Origin of the sequence: Pseudoteredinibacter isoporae (assembly GCF_011602085.1) — a bacterium.
GTDB classification, from domain to species: Bacteria; Pseudomonadota; Gammaproteobacteria; order Pseudomonadales; family Cellvibrionaceae; genus Pseudoteredinibacter; species Pseudoteredinibacter isoporae.
In genome coordinates this window covers 1,980,231-1,999,811 of the sequence record NZ_JAAONY010000001.1, presented here as the reverse complement: position 1 = coordinate 1,999,811, position 19,581 = coordinate 1,980,231, and the positions used below count along the sequence as shown (strand labels likewise).

Genomic DNA, 19,581 nt, shown 5'->3' with positions numbered 1-19,581 from the left:
TGGTTGATAGTGTCAATTCATCAATGGTAACGAGACGAATACTCGCGCTGTGAATATTCCATACTATAGTATGATCAGTTTTCCAGGGATTTAAGGGCTCAGCCATTGCATCATTTTTCGGCTTGCTTCATCATTCACCCCCGTTATATCAGCTGTTCCTTGGAAGACTAACAGGCATGAAAATCTTAAGTTTGGATGACCATCCACTATTCAGTGCGGGCCTGAAAGAGTCGCTCTCAAAATTCAATCCCGATTTCGATATTGTCACCACACTGACGACAAACGACGCACTGAGCTATCTCCGTGAGCACAATGATATCGATTTACTGATATTGGATTTGTCGATGCCGGATATGAATGGCATTTTGTTTATCAAAACCTTGATGGCCCGAGGCTTTCAAATTCCCATTGTTATTATGTCGGGTAGTGAAGATTTACTTAGCTTACAAGAAGCTTTTAAGCTTGGCGTACTGGGTTTTTTACCCAAAGCCTGGTCGGTAGAACGTGTCGCGAAAGCACTGATGGATATCAAAGCCGGTGACATGGTGATCCCCGACGATATTGCTCGTCGCCTGAACCGAATGCCCAAATACGCCATGGCAAATACCCAAACATCACTGAGTGAGCGTCAACTGGAAGTTCTGGAACTGGTTCGCAAAGGTCTTAGCAATCATGATATTGCCTCAACCCTGTACATCTCTGAAGCCACAGTGAAATCCCACCTGCAAACCATTTTTAAAATATTGGATGGTAAAAACCGCATGGATTGTGTTCGCAAAGCTGTGGCCGCCGGAATTCTGCCCTCGGCTTTATAGAAGCTGCTGTAATACCATACGTAAATGAGCCGGTTTAACAGGCTTGTGCAAAAAATGATAACCGCTCTCCATCACCTCTTTGATGCGCTTTGGCTCGGTGTCACCACTGATAATAACGGCGTTCAGCTGCTGATCGCCTGAATGGTTTTTCACAGCAATGATGGCTTCCACACCGGTTTTGTTATCTTTCAAACGATAATCCGCAATGATCAGGTCCAGCTTGCCTTCATGCAAACCGATCTGCTCACAAGCATCTTCGGCGGAACTCGCCGTCAAAACATTGCACTGCCAGTGGGTGAGCAGCTCATAGAGGCTATCAAGAACCTCGGGTTCATCATCGATAATGAGTATTCTTTTTCCTTCGGCGAGGTTGTTGATTACGGGTTTATTCGCGGAAATGTCATGTTTAACCGGTTCAGAACATTCGGTGAGCAGCAATGTAAAACAGCTTCCCTCACCTTTTTGAGAATTCAGCCTGATAGGAATATCCAGCAATAAGCAAAGCCGCTTTACAATGGACAAGCCCAGCCCCAAGCCCTTTCGTTTATCTCGTTCGGGATTGTGTAGTTGATAAAACTCTTCAAAAACTCGCTCTTGCTCTTCTTCGTTTAATCCAGGGCCGGTATCTCGAATTTCAACGCTGAGGCCGCCGAACTCTGAAATAAGGCTGACAGTAACTTTTCCTGACGCGGTATAAGTGATGGCATTTACCATCAAATTACTCAGAATCCGGCGCAGAAACACTGCATCACTGACGACGTACTGGTTTGACTCGGGAATTTCAAGTTGCAGGCCCTTCGCTTCGGCTTGTGCCCTGAGCTGTTGATTCAAGTCTTGTAATATATCCCCAATACAACAAGGCTCCTTTTTGAACGCTACGACCTCGGCATCAAGCCTAGACAAATCGAGGATTGAATTCAGAAGCTCGTTGATACCGTCAGTACATTTTTGCACTTTGTCATACACAGATTGGCCTTTCTCAGTATGCAATTCGGATCGCAACACCGAAAGGAAAAAGTTAAGCGCCTGCACTGGCTGGCGTAAATCGTGACTCGCCGCCGCCAGAAACCGGTTTCTGGAATCCGCCACACTCTCCGCTTCCTGCTTCTGGCGATCCAAGTTTCTGGCCAGCTTTTCATTCCGCTTACTGAGGAGAATATTCTGAGCGTTCCCGCGATGAAAGACGACAACAATCTGAGTCATGAAGGCAACAAACAGAGAAATTGACAGGGATAACAAATAATACGGCTCTGGAATTCCCACCAGATAAGCCAGGACGTAAATTGAAAAGACCGCAAAGTTATAAACCAGAAAGTACTCTACCCAATAACTGCCAATCCCCACCGATCCAGCAGTCAAACCAAACACAATGATATTGAGAAACACCGAAGCTTCAGGATAATTCTGGAAGTCCATGACGAACACCGTGCTTCCCCAAAGGCAGCCAGCGAGGAAAGACAGAAACAAGGAGAGTTGTTCAAATAGCTTTACGCGGCAAGGGGAATCATCCCTACAGAACCAGCCGTAGGTCAGATAAGCTCTGGCAAAGGTCACCAACAATATGGCAAACAACCAAGTCAGCAACCAACCCTTGTCAATCAAGGGATAAAACACATAAGCCAGCACTAAGGGAAACAGCGCTTGAACAAAAATGGTACTTCGAAATAGCTTTAAGTAGGCAATACGATGCTCGGATTCAATGAGCAAAGCTTCATCCATACTGTATTTATCTTTTGAAAAGATCTTCATCGCACGCTTAGAATTCCGTTCTAACGACAAGGTGAGCAAAAAGCATACAATACATGCTTTAAAGCCGCGTTATTGTAGACGGAAAAAGGCCACTGAGCTTAACCGTTGATAGTGAATTGCTCACCACTAATCGTATTTGTCGAAGTTCCGGCACATTACGATACGACATAAGTCGTTGATTTACATTGATTAAAAGCTACACTTAAAGGCAAACTTTTTAGCTTCAAAAGAGGGGCTTTCCAGAGCCATAGCTCAGACAGAATCCCCCATGCATGAGTCAAGTAACCACAGCGAAGCAACAACATGAACTATAAAACCGTACAAACACCAGCCCGGAAGGTTATCGCCCTGGTTGCCCACGACAACCTTAAGTCATCTCTTATCGACTGGTGCACAAAGCATGAGGCATCACTTTCACAACACAGGATTTGTGCCACAGGAACATCTGGCCAGCTGATCGAAAAGCACTGTAGTTTAAACATTGAAAAGTTGATCAGTGGTCCTCTGGGAGGAGACCAGCAGATTGGTGCCAGGATCAGTGAAGGCGATGTGGATATGCTGGTGTTTTTCTGGGATCCCTTTGAGCCCATGCCCCATGATCCCGATGTGAAAGCTCTGCTGCGAATAGCCGCCGTTTGGAATATCCCTGTTGCCTGTAACTTTGCCAGCGCCGATATGATGATGGCTTCCAGTCTTCTGGATCAGCCTTTCGACAAGCGCGTTCCCGATTACGAACGTTACATTCAACAACGCAGCCAATAAAGTGTTGGGCGAAAAGTCAGCTCGGCTGTCAACAAGATCAATCACCAAGCCATCAGATAGGCAGGCAGGAACAGTGATCTAAAGCCGGGAGAGAACACATCTTCCCGGCGGTTCCTGTCATCGATCAATAGACGTTTAGATATTGCGAGGCCGGGTCGTTAAGAATCGTCAGCCATGAGCCGTATGTTGGATTCCCCAACACAAACCATTTCTCTCCCCAGTTGTCTTTTTATTGATCAACAAGCACTCTTCTTTCCGCTGGCGTGATGTGCATTTTTACATCGGGCAAGAAATCGCCAAGGTCATCGCCGACCAACATAAGGACACGATACTTGTCAGCAATATAAGCTCTTCGGGATTGCTTTTCCGAGGTCCATTCTGGTATTTCGCTTTTAAGAAGCACATTCTCGGGCTTCACGACGCTGATACCCACGCTTTTTAGATTCTCAATGGTGTCCGTTTTTTGGGGGCAAGGGTCACCTGAAGATTCTCGCTGAACACATTCACGATTCGTAATAAAAACAGCATCGATGCCCGCTTCAGTCAGATGATTAATAAACTCAACAGATCCGGGAATCGCCTTGGCCGACGCCATGGCAACCCAATTGTCCCAACTTTCGGGCTCCCAGCCCTCCCCTTGAATAATTCGCTTTGCAAGATAAGGGGAGTTATCCAGGACAGTTTCATCGACATCGAGAATAACGGCAGCCCTGGAAGGTAAAACTGCCTGGCCGGATTGTTCTAACATTGCTGTCCATAATGGAGCGCTCATTGCTCGCCCGATTTTGTCACTGGCAGCACGATAACTCTGAATAGCCGTCGCGTGATACTCCGCAGAGGTCTGTATCCACAGCGCGCTATTCATATTGTTGTTCACCACTGCACCGTGATCTTCCTCAAGGTCTTTCGACCTGTCAGCACAACCTCCGATCAAAACTACAACCGCGATGGGAATCCACCACCAATACTTTTTGCACATAGATACGCCCTGTTTCATTCAAATCAGAATAAGCTTGAAAAACTATTCCACCCACAGCTCGCCCACGATAGGACAATGGTCAGAAATCTTGTTCCACTTGCGCTTATCTGCCTGTCGGAAATTCACATGCCGAAAGGAAGCCTGATCAAACCAGTTGGCTGCCCGCTTATCGAGAACAATGTGATCAATAAACGTCGTATACCTGTTATCACGGCAGCTAATGGGCATATCGGCGGTTATCGAAGTCAAATCTGCATTCGCAGGCTCCCTGTCATCCCACGCCCGCCAGACCAAATCCCCAACGGCATTGACCCTGCGATTAAAGTCTCCAAGAATGATAAAACCATCCGCCAGTCGGGCACTCTCGTCAATCCACTGCTCCAAAACCGGAACCTGCTTTTGTAAAACCTGGCAAGCGTAGTTAATACTCGAACTCTCGTTAGAAAAACAGCCGCTCTTTAAATGAACACTCATCAGGCGAATAGTTTTCCCGTTGTGCTCAAGATCAATACGCGTGCCTCGACGTTCACGCTCTATGTTTAACGCTTTAAAATCCTCTCGCGGTGTAACATTTAATCCCTTTTTATATGCAAACCCGGTGTTTTGATCCGCATCACGTTTGGATACCACGATATCGTAAACGTCAGTGTCCACAATACGCTTCAGCGCTTCCTCACCATCAACTTCCTGTACCGCGAGAATATCTGCGTCCAGACGCCGTATGTAACACTTGATACGTTCGTAATCCACATCTCGTCGTTTCACCGAATCTGGATAAACACTCTCACCATTTTTGGCATGAAGGTTCTCAATATTCCAACTGGCGATACGAAGACGCCCGCTTGGATGCTTTTCAGACGAGCCCTTCGGTGGGCACCAGTCCAGCTCCGAGGCCAGAGTCACCTCAGGAAGGTTCTGGCCATGGGAATTGGCCACATAACGCTTTGCAATCCAGCCGATGCTTCCACGGCCATCTGTGGCCTCACCGGAAACTTTTAGCCAGTGTCCGATCGCCTCAATTTTTACTTCCGATCCAGGTGTAAATCGAAAAGACACATTGAAATCACCCTCAGCAGGATGCGCGGGGACACCTTGATCGCGCTTAACAAGGGTCACACGATCACCAACTGATAAGTCAGCCGACACACTGGCACTGGTCCAAAAGACAAACAGAAAGAAGAAGATACGATAACTTGTGCGCATCAATTAACCACCCTCAAATGAAATATTCCGACAAAACTGGCAACCAACGGTATGGCGAGGACCATATTGCTCCATTTGCCATCCCTATGCTTTAGTAAAGCTTTTCCACGATACTGTTATGTTATAACATAACAGTATCGAAAACGAATCAATCCGTAAACTGCCTGAGTCCAAAGCAATGCCCCAACGACCGTTCATTCACCTGTTATGGGGACAAACACTCGCCCCAGAGGCAGAAGCCTCCAATGCGCTTGAGCAACCATAATTACGCTTACACCACCTGCAAATCAACCGAATCAGCGAAAACGACAACCGACACTCACTATGAACACTTCATCAAGTCATCCCGTTACTATTAGCCTACCCGATGGATCAACAAAAGAATTTCCCGAAAACCCGACGGTTATGGATGTTGCCAGAAGCATCGGCACCGGCTTGGCAAAAGCTACCATCGCGGGAGAAGTCGACGGCAAGCTTGCTGATGCCTGCGACCTTATCCAACATGATGCATCCGTAAAAATCATTACCGCAAAGGATGCCGACGGGCTTCATATTATTCGCCACTCCTGTGCCCATTTGATTGGCCATGCTGTCAAACAACTTTTCCCAAGCGCCAAAATGGTCATCGGCCCCGTCATCGACAACGGATTCTATTACGATATAGCCTATGAACGACCATTTACATCAGATGATCTGGAGTCTATCGAGCAACGAGTGAAGCTACTGGTCGCCAAACACTACGATGTCATTAAGAAAGTGTTGCCACGTAAGCAAGTGATCGAAACCTTCGAACAACGCGAAGAAAGCTACAAACTCAAATTGATTGAAGATATCGACGGAAATGAAGATCTTGCCTTGTATTTTCATGAAGAATATATCGATATGTGCCGCGGCCCTCACGTGCCCAACACTCGTTTTCTGGAACATATAAAGCTCACCAAGATATCCGGCGCCTATTGGCGTGGCGATGCCAACAATGAACAACTGCAGCGAATTTACGGGACTGCATGGGCGACCAAAAAGGAGCTGAAGTCCTACCTGAACATGCTGGAGGAAGCAGAAAAACGTGACCATCGCCGACTCGGCAAGGACCTGGAGCTTTTTTACTTTCACGAAGATGCCATTGGTGCCGTATTCTGGCAAAGCAAAGGTTGGACCCTGTTTCAGACCCTGATTAACTACATGCGCCGCCGTCAACAGGAAGCGGATTACATCGAAGTAAATACACCGGATATGATGGATCGAGGTCTATGGGAAACCTCCGGCCATTGGCAAAATTATCAGGAACATATGTACACCACTGACACCGCCGATGACAAAACTCTGGCACTCAAACCCATGAGCTGTCCTGGCAGTGTGTTAATGTATGACCACGGCCTGAAAAGCTATCGCGACCTTCCCATCCGCATGGCGGAGTTTGGTAAAGTGCACCGCTATGAACCGTCCGGTTCTCTGCATGGTCTGCTCAGGGTTCGTCATTTCACCCAAGACGACGCTCACATCTATTGTACGCCCGAACAAATGCAAGATGAATGCACCAACATTATCCATCTGGTATTGGACATCTACCAACAATTTGGCTTTGAAAACGTCTCCATCAAACTCTCCACTCGCCCTGAAAGCCGCATGGGTGACGACGAAACCTGGGATATCGTCGAAGCCGCTCTGGTCGAATCGCTACGCAACCTGAATCTTGATTACCAGCTAAATCCCGGAGAAGGCGCGTTTTACGGACCGAAGTTGGAATTTGTATTACGGGATGCCATCGGCCGAGACTGGCAATGCGGAACTCTTCAGGTTGACATGAATCTGCCCTCTCGTTTCTCACTGGAGTATGTCGATGAGTCGGGAAGCCGCAAAGCGCCAGTGATGCTTCACCGAGCCTTGTTTGGCTCCCTTGAACGCTTTATCGGCATATTGATTGAGCATTACGAAGGTAAATTCCCAGCCTGGTTAGCACCAACTCAAATCGTGGTGTTAACCATTACGGATGCCTCCAACGATTACGCCAAACAACTATGCGCGTCGTTTAAACGTGCCGGCTTACGTGCCACCGCCGACCTGGGCAATGAAAAAATCGGATACAAGATTCGACAGAACACACTCAAGAAGATCCCTTATATGGCAATTGTGGGGGCGAATGAAGCCGAAACCGGACAGGTTAACCTTCGTTTATTGGATGGAAGCAGCGTTAATCATGAAAATATCGATAGTGCATTGGCTTACCTGAGCGAAGCCTGTCGCTCACCTGATAATACGGTTAAATAAGCGACTTCAAATGCCTTCTATAGCAAGATAACACGTCCTTCAAATCTCCATTAATCTTTTTGGCGTACAGTGACCTATGCGATGTCGTTGTACGTCAAAGAATCTATCTTCACCTTTACCAAGCGCCATGTGAGAATGAAGCCCGTTGCCACCGATCAATCATACGTCAACGGCTATTGGAAAACGGGGCTAAGGTTTTACCTTAATTCTCTGAATAAAGCGCATCAATTTTCCAGAACGATTAACCGGTAATCTCGGCGTTACCAATATTATAAAAAGAGCGAATGGACTTGATAACATCGCCTTCCAACTCGTACCACTCACACACCGTCATTTCCAAGCCAGTGTTTTTATTGCTCTGCTCAAATTGAACACAAACATGAGTTCCCTCGGTGATTTGCTTTGTTACGATCAAGGTATTACCTAAAAAGTCCTGCTTATTTTTGGCGACAATTTCAAGGTAACGCTTTTTACCTTCGATGGTGCCAAATGGGCTGGTATGCGTAAAATCATCAGCAATAGGCAGATCTTCAATATTGCCCGAATTCCAGCATTCAAACCATTGCTCTACTGCTGGGCTTTTTATCTCTATCATGTTATTTGCTCCGACCAGGTTAATCGCTCAGATAACGATAACATAAGGGGGCCCATAAGGCGCTCAAACTGAAAGAATCCGAAAGGGGCCTAATAGGTTGATTGAAATCAAAATACTCAGGCTGCGGGGTCAAACATCAATCTGTAGAAGCCAACATTGGTAGATATAACTCGACAATAGAAATGAGTCTTCCTGATTAACTCGATAAAGCAGTCAAATTCGTTAACTAGCCTTGAATATCACCACATAATATTTGCGAAAAGGCATAACCATTTCTAGCTTTGTGATTCGCAACCTCGTTTGATCCTGATCTAAGAATTTATAAGTGTTAAAAGCATTTCATTGCGGACCGATAGTCCCGCGAGCCAGACGAGTTGCGAACCATAACATAGCCGCTGAAATAGCCCACTGAGTTTTCGCTTCTTGTAAGCCTTTATCATCAACGCTAGAAAAAGCAATGTAAGCAAGACACACACGATTGAAAAGACTTTAAAAACGATTGAGTAACTTCCTGAAAACAACACTGAACAAGGCGCTACAATTAAAGAAATCATGACAAACATTCCAGCCAAACCGTGAATCTGACCACGAAGACTCGCTTTAGGGGTGTACGGGTCCCGGTCCATCGGAAAGAGGCCAGCAAACGCTGTTGCGAGACCATGAATAATGATGCTGGCACCGACTAGCTGCTCTGTAAAATCCTCCTCACTTTTCAACAGGATCGACCACCCAAAAGCGCAAAACATCAGCGCCAAAGGATAGTTATTTATGATCGGAGAAAGTTGTTGAGTTGGGCTACCACTCGCACCCAACTCACTCATAAATTGCTTCGAGTGACTATAGCCAGGATAGAACTTACTAGTAACGAACACCCCTAACACCAAGTAAGCAACACTGACTATCCCTAATAGATTCAGACTAAATAACATTCGTTGTCGACCGTTTAAATCCGTTGTACTTCATACTATCATCCCATATTGACATTAATAACCAATAAAAACGGGAAGGATTATCCCGATTGCGAATCAATATGTTGAATTATGATGATATCGCGGTAGTGGTAGCTATCGCTGAGAATGGTAGTTTTATCTCGGCCTCCAAAGCATTGGAAATACCGTCCAGCACGATTAGTCGGAGGGTGAGTGAGTTTGAAAACCAATTAGGTGCGCGTTTATTCGAACGTAATACGCGGTCTCTGAAACTCACAGCAAAGGGGGAAGAATTGGTCAGAGCCTGCAGTCAAGAAGTAAAGTCTATGAAACACGCCCTGCAAACCCTCTCAAGAGAAACTGGCCCTATGTCGGGCATATTGAAGGTCTCCCTCCCCCTAACATTAGGCATAGACCTGATGTCCAGATGCTTTACCCGCTTTATCAACGAATATCCCGATATTAAGCTGGAACTGGATTTGGATAATAAACATGCAGAACTATTTAAGCAGGATGTCGACATTGCCATAAGGGTTGGTCCCCTAAAAAGCTCAGGTCTAGTTGCACAAAAACTCTTCTCTACCAATATGATCCTGTGCGCAAGCCCAGGCTTTATTCAGAAACATTCCATCGTACCAACTAATATACGAAGCCTAAAAGGCATACCTTTCTTAAGTTATACAAACACTTCTACGACTCTCACAGCCCTTAACAGGCAAACACAGATCGAAGAAAAGATTACCGTTATAGATAAGTTTTCAAGCAATAATACATTTGTACTTAAGACTGGTTGCATGGATGGGCTAGGCTTAGCGTGTTTACCTGAAGTGAGCATCCAGCAAGAAGTCGACAGCGGCGAACTCATTCCGCTATTTAAAAATTATAAATTCTTTGATGAAAAAACGGTTTATGCGGTATACCCAAGCAGAACGCATCGACCTGACTATGTGAAAACTTTCATTGAATTCACACAAGAGGCTGCAAACACCCTCCTTCCTGAGTAACAAGAGGATTATTCCATCTAGGACATTATTTCTCCTGAGTGCTTCGACGAACAATCGACATACATGCTCTACGATCATTTTACGGGTAACTTCTTGAGCCATGAGGTGGTCTATAGATTGAACAACATCCACCTCAAGTGTTCATCGAGTCTCAATCTACTTTTTTCTTTCTCGCGCCAGGAACACGTATCCCATTAACACACTCATCCACAATGTACTCCTGAAGATATAAAAAGACTTGCACCCGGGTTTCATAGCTTCTAAAGCCTTAACTGATAGTCGTTTACAAGCACTTTTGGTATGCTGCACTGCTCGCAATTCGCTGCCTTTTGTTCGTCGCGCAAAGCCACAAAAAACCAAACAAAAGTACTGTTTGCGACACTTTTGCTCGATATTTCTTGGCTTCATATAAGAGCCTAGAGACAGCAAGGGATCTGTAACCCATTGATTTATATAAACTAAAGCTATTTTAATGACCAAAAGCACTTCCAAATCCGGCGCCGCCAAACCTACCCATACCCCCATGATGCAGCAGTACCTGAAGATCAAGGCTGAGCATCCGAATGAGCTGGTGTTTTACCGTATGGGCGATTTCTATGAGCTGTTTTATGACGATGCCAAGAAGGCGGCTCGTTTGCTGGATGTGACACTGACGGCGCGAGGCAAATCGGGTGGCGATCCGATTCCCATGGCGGGGATTCCCTTCCATGCGGCGGATAACTATCTCGCCAAGATAGTGCGGGCGGGCGAGTCAGTTGCTATCTGTGAGCAGATCGGCGACCCAGCGACCAGTAAGGGGCCAGTTGAGCGCAAAGTAGTACGCATTGTTACACCAGGCACCATCAGTGATGAAGCGCTTTTGGACGGCAGCCAGGACAATCTGTTGGTCGCTATTCATGCAGAACCCAGTGAAGATCGCAGTGAGTTTCACTATGGAATTGCCGCACTGGATATCGGCGCGGGCCGCTTCTGGGTCCTTCAGGTTGATGGCGACGATGCCCTGCAAGGTGAGATTCAACGTTTGAATCCTGCCGAGCTTCTTGTCGCCGAAGAGCTGGCCGATAATCCGATGTGGTCCCAGCGCCCGGGCCTGCGTCGCCGCGCACCTTGGGAGTTTGAGTTGGAAACCGCTGAGCGATTATTGAATCAGCAATTTGAAACCAAGGACCTCAGCGGCTTTGGTTGTAGCCACCTGCCTTTGGCGATTGCAGCTGCAGGTTGTCTGTTTGCCTATGCCCAGGAAACTCAACGCACCGCCCTGCCCCATATCCGCTCCATTCGTGCGGAGGATAGGGATCAGGCCGTAGCGATGGACGCTTCCACCCGTAAAAACCTGGAGTTGGACTGCAACCTCAATGGCGAGCAGGACAACACGCTCTACGAAGTATTTAATCAAACTGGCACCGCTATGGGTGGTCGCTTGTTGCGTCGCTGGCTGCATCGCCCACTTCGCGATTTGGAAACTCTGCAACAGCGCCAGGAAGCCATTGCTCAGCTACAGGATGGTTATCGTTACGAATTGCTGCAACAACAGCTGAAAAATATTGGCGATCTGGAACGTATTTTAGGTCGTGTTGCTTTGCGCTCTGCACGTCCGCGTGATCTTTCTCGCTTGTTAAGTTCTTTGGCTTGCTACCCGCAAATTCAACAGCAGTTGAGTGAACTTAATGCACCACGCTTGAAAAGTCTCGCCACACAAATTTCAGAATTCCCTGAACTGCTTGATCTGCTGAACAAAGCCATTGTAGAAAACCCACCCGTGGTGATTCGCGATGGTGGCGTGATCGCTGAAGGTTACGACGCCGAGCTGGATGAGTTACGTAACATCAGCAATAACGCCGGGCAATTTCTTATCGATTTGGAAACCCAGGAACGCGAGCGCACTGGCATTGCCACATTAAAAGTTGGCTACAATCGGGTTCATGGTTACTTTATCGAGATCTCAAAAGCCCAGGCTGAATCCGCGCCGGCGGAGTACATTCGTCGACAGACCTTAAAAAATGCCGAGCGTTTTATTACGCCGGAACTGAAAGAATTTGAAGACAAGGCGCTGTCTGCAAAATCGCGCGCCCTGTCTCGCGAAAAAGCCTTATATGAAGAGCTGGTTGAAATCATTAATCAAGATTTGCTGACGCTGCAAGATTCCGCCGCAGCGGTTGCTGAATTGGATGTTCTGAATAACCTGGCCGAGCGCGCCGATCAACTCAGCCTGGTACGCCCAACACTCAAAGAAGAAAGCGGTATCGAAATCGAACAGGGTCGCCATCCAGTTGTCGAGCAGGTTCTTGACGGTCCTTTTGTTCCGAACGATGTTAATTTTCACAATGAACGCCGAATGCTGATCGTCACCGGTCCGAACATGGGTGGTAAGTCGACCTATATGCGTCAGACGGCATTGATCGTTTTGCTCGCACAAATTGGTAGCTTTGTTCCTGCGCAATCCGCGAACATTGGTTTGGTTGATAAGATTTTTACGCGCATTGGCTCTTCGGATGATCTTGCGGGTGGTCGATCAACCTTTATGGTTGAAATGACCGAAACCGCCAATATTCTTCACAACGCCACGGAACACAGTCTGGTGTTGATGGATGAAATTGGCCGTGGCACCTCCACTTTCGATGGCCTATCTTTAGCCTGGGCTTGCGCCCAACACCTGGCCAGCATGGTGCGCGCCTTTACCTTATTTGCAACGCACTATTTTGAGGTAACTCAATTACCCGAAACGCTCAACAGCGTGGCGAATGTGCATCTGTCTGCAACCGAACATAACGATAACATTATTTTTCTGCACAACATCGAAGAAGGCCCCGCTAGCCAAAGTTACGGTATTCAAGTTGCAAAACTGGCGGGCATTCCAGCAGCAGTACTCAATGAAGCGAAAGCGCAACTGGCCGCTCTGGAAGCCGATTCAAATCATCAATTACAAACGGCTGTCGCTGACAATGCCCCCACTGATGTAAAGGTTGAGGAAAATTCCGGTATTGATTCGGTAAACCTCGTAACCGAGGCTATTCCAGCAGAGACAAACAACGCTGTCGATCCAAATCCATTACAGTCGGATATGTTTGCCAGCAGTCACGCTGCAGTTGATGCTCTGTCGAATTTAAACCCGGATGATTTAAGCCCTCGTCAGGCACTCGAAGCGCTTTACCGCTTGAAATCGATGGTATAAACGCCCCGTAAATCTAAGTGATTCTTAGTTCGCTAAATTTTGTACTGTTCTGAATCAAGTAGATCAAATGTGTCTATAATTAGACCGAATTGAACCAACAAAGCGGCACAAAATACTGCTAAAATGCGCGCCGATTTGTAAAAAGGCCGACAAGAGCCGGATTAGCCTAAGCATAATTAAGGAGCTAGCATGACATTTATCGTTGCCGACAACTGTGTGAAGTGTAAGCACACAGATTGCGTTGAGGTCTGCCCGGTAGACTGTTTCTATGAAGGCCCAAACTTTTTGGTCATTCACCCCGACGAGTGCATTGATTGCGCCCTGTGTGAACCCGAATGTCCTGTAGACGCCATCTTCTCGGAAGATGAAGTACCCGAGGGGCAAGAGGTATACGTTGAGCTGAACGCGGAGTTGGCCGAGGTCTGGCCCAACATTACCGAGAAGAAAGACGCCCCAGCCGATGCCGAAGAGTGGGACGGCGTAGAAAACAAACTGCAGTATCTCGAACGTTAAGAGATTCTATAAAAGGGCCAGAACCCCAGCGGTTCCGGCCCTTTTTTTATGCCTATGAGTAAGATTTTATTAGTTCGCCATGGACAAGCCGCTGCCAACTGGGGAGAAGAAACCGACCCGGGCCTGAGTGAACTCGGGCAGAATCAGGCGGCCAGTATCCAGACTGCTCTGTCACCCTATACGAACTTTTCTGTCCTCAGCAGCCCCAAGGCACGCGCCAGCGAAACCGCCCGCATTGCCATGCCCGGTACTCAAATAGATATCGATTCTCGCTTCACGGAGATTCCGTCTGGCGACCGCAGTCTGGCGGACCGTGGCGGCTGGTTGAGGCAGATTTTCAAGCAGAACTGGTCAGAGCAGGAAGCTCAGGTAAACGCCTGGAGAGGGGGCATTCTGGATGCACTCTACCAACAATCAGACGGTATTATTTTCTGTCATTTTGTGGTGATTAATGCGGTGGTCGCGGCCGCCCGTAAAGACGATCACGTTATGCAATGCCGACCCGATTATTGTTCCATCTGGGAATTTGAAACCGAGGGCAAATCCATTCGCTTGATAAGCCCCGGTGCTGAAGACGAAAGCCTCGTGCTGTAACTCACCAGCCTGCGGAGTTTCCATCCCAAGCCAGGAACCTAGAAACCTGGAAACCTGGAAACCTGGTGATTCAAATCCGCCCACCCCTGCTCTTCACTTAATTAATGCCCATAAAAAAGCCGCTATAAAAGCGGCTTTTTAACCCAGGAGCTTTCGTGTAACGGTTCAGCCAAGAGAGCCAAACAACGCTTCCGAATTCAGACCCTGCTGCTCCAAAATACCACGCAGGCGTTTTAGAGCTTCTACCTGGATCTGACGAACACGCTCACGGGTCAAACCAATTTCTCGCCCGACTTCTTCCAGCGTGCTGGTCTCATGACCGCGCAGACCAAAGCGACGCGCAACCACCTCTCGCTGCTTCTCGGTTAATTCATCCAGCCAGGAATCCAGGTTCTGATGCAAATCACTGTTTTGCAACAACATGGAAGGATCGGAAACGTGCTGATCAGGAATGGTTTCCGATAGGGTTTTCTCGGAACTCGGCCCCACCGGGTTATCGATGGATGTCACACGTTCGTTCAAGCCCAGCATCTTTTCAACATCGGCCACGGGTTTGTCCAGCAGCTTAGCGATTTCTTCCGGGCTCGGCTCGTGGTCGAGTTTCTGTGTCAATTCACGTGCTGCACGCAAGTAGACATTCAATTCTTTCACCACATGAATCGGCAAGCGAATGGTTCGCGTCTGATTCATAATGGCACGTTCGATGGTTTGACGGATCCACCAGGTCGCGTAAGTGGAGAAGCGGAAACCGCGTTCCGGATCAAACTTTTCAACCGCTCGAATCAGGCCCAAGTTGCCTTCTTCGATCAAATCCAGCAACGCCAGGCCACGGCTTACGTAGCGACGGGCAATCTTCACTACCAAGCGTAAATTACTTTCGATCATGCGCTTACGCGCTGCCTCATCGCCCTTCAGCGCCAAACGTGAGAAGTAAACTTCTTCTTCTGCACTGAGCAGGGGGGAGAAACCAATCTCATTGAGATACAACTGGGTAGCATCAAAAGACTTGTTGTCGCGTTCATCTGGTGGAAGGGTGGTTAAGGCCTCACCGCCATCTGACTTTACAATAGGATCCGACTCTGCTTTACCAACATGTGATTCTTGATTCTGGACTGCCATGTCGATACCTGTACCTTATTTCAAATTAGTGTTTGTGGAATCTGGCTCCACACCTAAGACTCGCATGCGCCCTCCCTGGGCCGCTAGCAGTGCCTGTGGTGTTTATTCGGCAACGCTGGTCTTAACTCTCCACATCAACCCAATTAGCGTTTTGGTAAGTAACTTAAAGGGTTGACCGATTTGCCGTTTTTTCGAATCTCGAAGTGCAACTTCATTCGATTAGCACCACTTGATCCTATGTCGGCAATTCTCTGCCCGCCTTTAACAATATCGCCTTCCTTCACTCGCAATTTATTATTGTGGGCGTAGGCACTAAGGTATTGTTCATTGTGTTTGATGATCAATAACAAGCCATAACCCCGCAATCCATTGCCCGCGTAAACTACGCGTCCAGCGGCGGCAGAGACAACAGGCTCTCCCAAATTCCCGGCAATATCAATACCCTTGTTTAGCCCGTTTGGCCCGCTGAAGCGCGCGAGTAAGCGCCCCTTAGCTGGCCAGCGCCAGGAAATCCCCGCTTGCTTCTGAGTCTTGCTTTTCTTGTTGGACGGAGCTCGTGTTTTTGTTTTTGAACGCGGCTTACTCGTGGCGCCTGAAGCAACCTTGGGCGCCGCTTTAGTTTTCACCTTCGGTTTTTTAGGTTTACTGCTGCTGGATTTTGGAACAGTTTTTGGGGAACTCTTATTTGATTTCGCGACCTTGCGAGGCGGCTTGGAGCGCGGTTTACTTGTCCAAAGTGATAGCTTTTGACCGGGGAAAATGGTGTAAGGGCTTGATAAACCGTTGCGTTGAGCTATGGTTTTGACGTCCAGTCCGTAGCGCCAGGCGATCGCATAAAGGGTTTCTCCCTTGCTGACCACATGATGGGCAATTTTTTGACTGGGTGGTTGTTTTCTTTCTTGAATAGGGGCAATATGCCCGCCTGTTGAGCAGGCAAGCAAAAGCAGAGTGATCAATATATTGAACAGCCCTAACTTCATGGCTCTCCCCCAGTTCATACTAAAGTTGTGATTTAAGTCACTGCAACTATCAGAACTCTAGCAAATTATTATGATTTTCTGTGATTAAACAGATGAATCAATAACAAAACAATCTAAAAACACCCTAGTAAAAGTCGTTAAATTCAGGAACTAAAGTCGTTTTTCCGAGATACAACGTTTTTGGTGATCGTTTTCTCGATCAGGAATTTTGCTCTTTCTGCCCCCATTTCTCCAAAAGTATCACTAAGAGCAAGCCAGCGGCGCAAAAACAACTCGCCAATAAGGAATGTGATGACATGCCTGTCAGCGTTTCAAATTGACTCGGCAACACATTCTCCTGAAGCAGTGGCACCTCAATCCCTTTGCTGTTGATTCGCGAGCTGATGACGTGCTTCCAGGGCCAGATTAAGTTTAATGATCCGAACAGGAAACCGGTCAGGCTGGCCATAGTAAGCGCCCGAAAACGATGTAACAGAAATGACAATACGTGGGAAAAGGCGACAAGGCCTATTCCAGCTCCAGCGGCAACATAGAGGAGATTGAGAATTTCAAAGTTCTTGATGGCATCAATCACCGGCTGATACAGACCCAGCATCAGCAAAATAAAACCACCGGAAATACCCGGCAGTATCATCGCGCAGATGGCCAGTGCCCCGCCGCCAAATAATACCAGCGGTGAAACTTCCAGCTCATTCACCCCCAGTTTTGACACCGAATAAGCCGCGATAGCGCCTAAGACAAGCGCAGTCATTGTCGCCAGACTGTGCTCGGATATCTGCCGCCACAGTAAAATCGCCGACGCGAGAATCAAACCAAAGAAAAACGACCAAATAAAGATTGGATATTGGGTCAATGCCGCACTGATCAGCTTCGCCAGGGAAAAGACACTAAGAAAGATACCGCCGAATACAGCGGCCAGGAACGGGCCATTCACTTCCCGCCAGACCGCCAGAGGCCCCTGGCGAAATAACGTCATCACCAAACCGGGTTTGATGGAACGCAGGGAATCAATTAACTCGGTGTAAATCCCACTGATAAAAGCCACGGTACCACCGGAAACACCGGGAACCACATCGGCCGCTCCCATCGCCATCCCTTTGGCAACCAGGCCCGCATACTGCTTGGCACTGCGTCGGTTGCCGAACTCAGGCATCGATCGTTCCTGACTTCAGGGGTACAAACTTAACAGGTTCGAGTACCTGGGTAATGAAATTCTCGCTGTCGCCATCGCGCATCACCAGATGCAGCTCCTGCTTGTCGCCGCCGATAGGAATCACCAAGACACCATTAGGGGCCAACTGAGCCAGAAGCTCTTTGGGCATTATTTGAGGTGCGGCTGCGCTGAGAATGGCATTGAATGGACCGACCTCCGGCCAGCCAAAGCCGCCGTCAGAATGCTTGAAACGCACATTACGCAAGCCCAGATCACGCAAGCGTTGCTTGGCTTTGTCCTGCAGGGGCTTAATACGCTCGACGCTGTAAACCTGTTTGACCAGTTGAGCCAGCACACTGGTTTGAAAACCCGAGCCCGTTCCCACTTCAAGAACCTTATCAAGGCTGCCAGCGGCACCAAGCAGAATTTCGGTCATGCGGGCAACAATATAAGGCTGAGACAGGGTTTGTCCGAAACCAATCGGTAGAGCCGTATCTTCATAGGCGCGGTGTGAGAGCGCTTCATCCAGAAAGATATGGCGCGGGGTGTTACGCATTACATCCAACACTTCCCAATTGGAAACGCCCTGGTCCATCAGTCTTTGCACCAAGCGCTCTCGGGTACGCTGGGAGGTCATCCCCAAGCCTTGCAGTAAATTCTGGTTCACACACTGTCCTTATTCAACACACTCGCCGCTCACATCAATCGCCGAGACTTATATCAATCACCCGGCAGGTACTGGCGGCTAAACCCCGCAATATACCATAGTTGCCCTACTCTTCGACTATTTCGGGCTGCTCCAAATGACATAATTCCCGCAGCAATGAGGTGGCGTAAGCCCCCGGCGGAAGCCTAAACTGCAGCTCAAGGTCGCCCTCCAGCCACTGCCAACTGAGATCCATGGCTTGCATGGCCAGAGCACGTCGGTCCTGCCGCAAGCCCAGGTGCTCCAGTCGTTCACACCAATTGCTCATAGGGGCCAGCACGCGCTCTTCCAAAGCCAGTACCTCAGCGGTCGATTCCAATCGTCCCCGCCCCCACATCGGGCCAGAGGCTTTACCCTCCAGTAAGCACTCACCTTCCAAGGTCATCTGCCAGCTGTGATTTTGAACCCGCTCGCTTAACACACGATTAAAGAGGTAGGAACGAGCGGCGGACACAATGAATTTCTTCTGCTGGCGGTTGCGGATACTCACACCTTCGTCAAACCATTGGGAGGCACGCTGTAAATTGCCACCGTCCGCCCCGAAGCGTTGCTCGCCAAAATAATTCGGTACGCCCTGGCTCAATAATTTCAAGCGAGCTTCCAGGTCCTCAACACGCGCGCTCGGGTTGCGCAAGCGAATCACAAAGCGATTATCCGCATGATCACCCCGGCGCAATTTACTGCGGCCCCGACTGACCGTTAACACCTCGGCCCCTTGAATATCCAATTGCTGCCAATTGGGCTCGCTGCCCTTTGGCATGTACAGGCTGAACCACTGCTCCGTTACAGCGCGGCGATCTTTCAGCCCCGCGTAACCGACATCCATATTTTGGATACCGGCGGCTTTGGCGAGCTGCTTGGCTATCCAGGCGGTATTGTTATTGGTTTTACGAACATATAAATAGACGTGCTCGCCCTCGCCTTCCGGTGCCTTGGGTAGCTGCTCATAAACCTGGAAGTCACTGTACTCACAACGGAAACCGGCATTACCCAGGGGTTCCCCATAGGCATAGGAAAAATTTAAATTCAGTTCGGTCACG

The 19,581-nt window shown here is 48.2% G+C and carries 17 protein-coding genes; 7 read left to right on the top strand and 10 right to left on the bottom strand.

Features of this window, described 5'->3' with window-relative positions; genetic code table 11:
- Positions 1–176: 176 nt before the first annotated feature.
- Positions 177–815, top strand: a complete 639-nt coding sequence (locus G8768_RS08645; RefSeq protein ID WP_166848432.1) for a response regulator — start codon at positions 177–179, stop codon at positions 813–815.
- Here the strand turns inward: G8768_RS08645 and G8768_RS08640 are convergent.
- Positions 810–2,564: a hybrid sensor histidine kinase/response regulator gene (locus G8768_RS08640; RefSeq protein ID WP_166848434.1), complete on the bottom strand. Its 1,755-nt coding sequence runs from the start codon at positions 2,562–2,564 to the stop codon at positions 810–812. The genes G8768_RS08645 and G8768_RS08640 overlap by 6 nt on opposite strands.
- Before the next feature lie 303 nt (positions 2,565–2,867).
- Here G8768_RS08640 and G8768_RS08635 point away from each other — a divergent pair, with 303 nt between their 5' ends.
- Positions 2,868–3,326, top strand: coding sequence for a methylglyoxal synthase (locus G8768_RS08635; protein WP_166848436.1), 459 nt, complete (start codon positions 2,868–2,870; stop codon positions 3,324–3,326).
- A 229-nt stretch (positions 3,327–3,555) separates the two neighbouring features.
- On the opposite strand, the gene G8768_RS08630 is transcribed toward G8768_RS08635, so the two are convergent.
- The gene (locus tag G8768_RS08630; RefSeq protein ID WP_166848438.1) at positions 3,556–4,305 is read right to left on the bottom strand and encodes a 5'-nucleotidase, lipoprotein e(P4) family; all 750 of its coding nucleotides are present in this window, start codon (positions 4,303–4,305) and stop codon (positions 3,556–3,558) included.
- A gap of 42 nt (positions 4,306–4,347) precedes the next feature.
- On the bottom strand, positions 4,348–5,508 hold the full coding sequence (locus G8768_RS08625) for an endonuclease/exonuclease/phosphatase family protein (protein WP_166848440.1): 1,161 nt from the start codon (positions 5,506–5,508) through the stop codon (positions 4,348–4,350).
- Positions 5,509–5,832: 324 nt separating this feature from the next.
- Between G8768_RS08625 and thrS the strand changes: the two genes are divergently transcribed.
- A complete protein-coding gene (gene thrS, locus G8768_RS08620; protein WP_166848442.1) occupies positions 5,833–7,776 on the top strand; it encodes a threonine--tRNA ligase in 1,944 nt (647 codons plus the stop codon).
- A 241-nt stretch (positions 7,777–8,017) separates the two neighbouring features.
- Here the strand turns inward: thrS and G8768_RS08615 are convergent, their stop codons facing one another.
- Both G8768_RS08615 and G8768_RS08610 read right to left on the bottom strand, forming a co-directional pair.
- Entirely contained in the window at positions 8,018–8,371 is a 354-nt protein-coding gene (locus G8768_RS08615) for a nuclear transport factor 2 family protein (protein WP_166848444.1), read from the bottom strand.
- A gap of 311 nt (positions 8,372–8,682) precedes the next feature.
- Complete coding sequence (locus G8768_RS08610) at positions 8,683–9,300, bottom strand: DUF998 domain-containing protein (protein ID WP_166848446.1); 618 nt, start codon at positions 9,298–9,300, stop codon at positions 8,683–8,685.
- Between the two features lie 101 nt (positions 9,301–9,401).
- Between G8768_RS08610 and G8768_RS08605 the strand changes: the two genes are divergently transcribed.
- The 4 genes from G8768_RS08605 to G8768_RS08590 all read left to right on the top strand — a co-directional run bounded on the left by G8768_RS08605 (position 9,402) and on the right by G8768_RS08590 (position 14,583).
- Positions 9,402–10,304: a LysR family transcriptional regulator gene (locus G8768_RS08605; protein WP_166848448.1), complete on the top strand. Its 903-nt coding sequence runs from the start codon at positions 9,402–9,404 to the stop codon at positions 10,302–10,304.
- A 472-nt stretch (positions 10,305–10,776) separates the two neighbouring features.
- Complete coding sequence (gene mutS / locus G8768_RS08600) at positions 10,777–13,476, top strand: DNA mismatch repair protein MutS (RefSeq protein ID WP_243749379.1); 2,700 nt, start codon at positions 10,777–10,779, stop codon at positions 13,474–13,476.
- Between the two features lie 189 nt (positions 13,477–13,665).
- Positions 13,666–13,989 (top strand): ferredoxin FdxA, encoded by a 324-nt coding sequence (gene fdxA, locus G8768_RS08595; RefSeq protein ID WP_166848450.1) that lies wholly within the window; start codon positions 13,666–13,668, stop codon positions 13,987–13,989.
- Between the two features lie 54 nt (positions 13,990–14,043).
- Positions 14,044–14,583 carry a histidine phosphatase family protein gene (locus tag G8768_RS08590; RefSeq protein ID WP_166848452.1) on the top strand — a complete coding sequence of 180 codons (540 nt, stop codon included), beginning with the start codon at positions 14,044–14,046 and terminating at the stop codon, positions 14,581–14,583.
- 165 nt (positions 14,584–14,748) lie between these two features.
- Here the strand turns inward: G8768_RS08590 and rpoS are convergent, their stop codons facing one another.
- From rpoS to truD, 5 genes are all read right to left on the bottom strand, one after another.
- Positions 14,749–15,702: an RNA polymerase sigma factor RpoS gene (rpoS, locus tag G8768_RS08585; protein ID WP_166848454.1), complete on the bottom strand. Its 954-nt coding sequence runs from the start codon at positions 15,700–15,702 to the stop codon at positions 14,749–14,751.
- Positions 15,703–15,845: 143 nt separating this feature from the next.
- Positions 15,846–16,682 carry a peptidoglycan DD-metalloendopeptidase family protein gene (locus G8768_RS08580; protein ID WP_166848457.1) on the bottom strand — a complete coding sequence of 279 codons (837 nt, stop codon included), beginning with the start codon at positions 16,680–16,682 and terminating at the stop codon, positions 15,846–15,848.
- A gap of 199 nt (positions 16,683–16,881) precedes the next feature.
- Complete coding sequence (locus tag G8768_RS08575) at positions 16,882–17,835, bottom strand: DUF368 domain-containing protein (RefSeq protein ID WP_208020095.1); 954 nt, start codon at positions 17,833–17,835, stop codon at positions 16,882–16,884.
- The gene (locus G8768_RS08570; protein ID WP_166853272.1) at positions 17,828–18,472 is read right to left on the bottom strand and encodes a protein-L-isoaspartate(D-aspartate) O-methyltransferase; all 645 of its coding nucleotides are present in this window, start codon (positions 18,470–18,472) and stop codon (positions 17,828–17,830) included. Before G8768_RS08570 ends, G8768_RS08575 begins: the two co-directional genes overlap by 8 nt.
- 136 nt (positions 18,473–18,608) lie before the next feature.
- A complete protein-coding gene (truD, locus tag G8768_RS08565; protein WP_341800987.1) occupies positions 18,609–19,580 on the bottom strand; it encodes a tRNA pseudouridine(13) synthase TruD in 972 nt (323 codons plus the stop codon).
- Between the last annotated feature and the right edge of the window lies 1 nt (position 19,581).